This is a genomic window from Streptomyces anulatus, from assembly GCF_000721175.1.
Taxonomy (GTDB): Bacteria; Actinomycetota; Actinomycetes; order Streptomycetales; family Streptomycetaceae; genus Streptomyces; species Streptomyces anulatus_C.
Map to the genome: position 1 here is coordinate 1 of NZ_JOEZ01000089.1, position 1,842 is coordinate 1,842.

At 67.9% G+C, this 1,842-nt stretch carries 1 protein-coding gene; it reads right to left on the reverse strand.

Translation table 11 applies throughout. The features are described 5' to 3' along the window. Nucleotides 1-35 precede the first annotated feature (35 nt). Nucleotides 36-1,763 (reverse strand): IS1182 family transposase, encoded by a 1,728-nt coding sequence (locus tag IG90_RS0138575; protein ID WP_078585127.1) that lies wholly within the window; start codon nt 1,761-1,763, stop codon nt 36-38. Between the last annotated feature and the right edge of the window lie 79 nt (nt 1,764-1,842).

The window sequence follows — 1,842 nt, forward strand, 5'->3', positions numbered from 1 at the left end:
TAGCTTGACTCTGTCGGGGATCTTGAAGGTGCCGGTCAGGCTCCCAGGGTTCGCCAGGACTTCGGCCGAGGTATCTGGCGCTGGTCGAGGTACTGCTGGAAGGCAGTCGGTCGGCGGGGCGTGAGTGTTTCTTCGGCCGGTGGCAGTCCGCTCAGGCGCTCGATGTTGACGGCAATGGCCGTCAGAACGTGCTGGATATGGGCCTTTCCCTGTCCTCGGTAGCGGCAGCGTCGCATGCCGTGGCCGTGGGCGAACTCGTTGACCGTGCCCTCCACTCCCGAGCGGACCGCATAGCGGGTCTTCCACTCGGGCGTCTGTTGCTCCGCGCGGACGCGAAGTTGCAGGTCACGGAGTTCTTGCGGGGGAAATCCCACGGTTCGGGCACTGTCCGCGGTGGAGGTGCACCGGGTGCGGGTCGGGCAGGGCTGGCACTGGCTCTTGGTGAACCTGGCCACGATCAGCGGGGCCGCGGTGGGTGAGGAGGTCGGGTAAGGGCCGTGCCAGCCCGCACTGACCTGGCCCTGGGGGCATGTGACCTGCTGACGGTCGTAGTCGATGTGGAAGTCGTCCCGGGCGAAGCCCTCGTTCTGCCGGTATTGGCGGGTGGGGTTGCTCCGCAGCGGTCCGGAGACGGTGACCTGGTGTTCACGGGTGGCTTGTTCCAGGTGGGGCAGGGACGTGTAGCCGGCGTCGACCAGGTGCTCGGCGGGCAGCAGCCCGCGCCGCGCCAGACGGGTGTGGATGCCGGGCAGGACCTGACTGTCGTGGGTGGTGGCCGCGGTGGTGGCCACATCCGTGATCACGTTGGGGTCGTCGGGAGCGCAGGTCTCCGTCAGATGAGCGGCAAACCCCTTCCAGCTGATGATGTGCCCGTGCCTCGCATAGCGGGCCGAGGTGTCGTAGGGCGAGACGACTGCCCGGGACGAGGGCGGCAGCCCGGGTCCGCCTTCCTTCTCGGCGGTGCGCCAGCGCAGCCGACCTGCCTGGTCACGGTGGTAGTTCTGCACCATGATCTGGCGCAGGGCCTGGACGCGAGGGCCGGACGTGCGGCCTGTTTCGTGCCGGTAGAGGTGTTCCAGGAGCCGGACAGCATCGTTCCCGGTGGTCAGGATCCTGGTCGTGGGCTTGGTGGGGTTCTTGCCCAGGCGGACCGGCCGGCCGTAGCGGCGGCCCCACTCCTCATCGACCAGCTCGTCCAGCAGGTGAGGGGACACACCGGCGACTTCTTCGAGTGCGGCGCGAACCGCCTCGGTGACCAGCTCCAGGCGGGTCAGGTCACGCACCGCGGCCAGGACGTGAGTGGAGTCGGTGCGCTGCGTGGTGCGCTCGCGCACCAGGCCGGCCTCCTTGAGACGGGCCAGCACGAGGTCGAGGAGGCGGTCAGCGCGGTCGCCCTCGGCGAGACGGTCGCGGAAGTCGGCGAGCACACTGTGATGGAACCCGGGATCGTCCAGTTCCATCGCCATGGCGTACTTGAAGTCGATGCGACAGCGGACTGCCTCGGCGGCCTGCCGGTCCGACAGGCCGAGAAGGAACTGCAGCACACAGACAGTGGCCAGTTGAGCAGGCGAGAGTCCCGGGCGCCCATCCCGTGGGTACCAGTCGGCGAAGTCCTCGTCGCACCACAGCCCATCGAGGCGGTCGCGTACCCATATCGCCGTCGTACCACCCGGATTGCTCGCCCGCGCGATCTGCGCGGTCAGAGAAGGAACTTGCTCACCGGAACGGGGGCGAAGGGACAACGGGCACCTCGACAGCTGCATCGGTCGGCGGAACTACCCGAGCATGCCCGATAATCATGCTGCCGCACCGAGGAATTCCAAGATCCCCGACAGAGTCAAG

Bases quoted from the DNA above. Each gene is read 5' to 3' on its own strand.
- IG90_RS0138575 (WP_078585127.1), bottom strand. From the start codon at position 1,763: ATGCAGCTGTCGAGGTGCCCGTTGTCCCTTCGCCCCCGTTCCGGTGAG.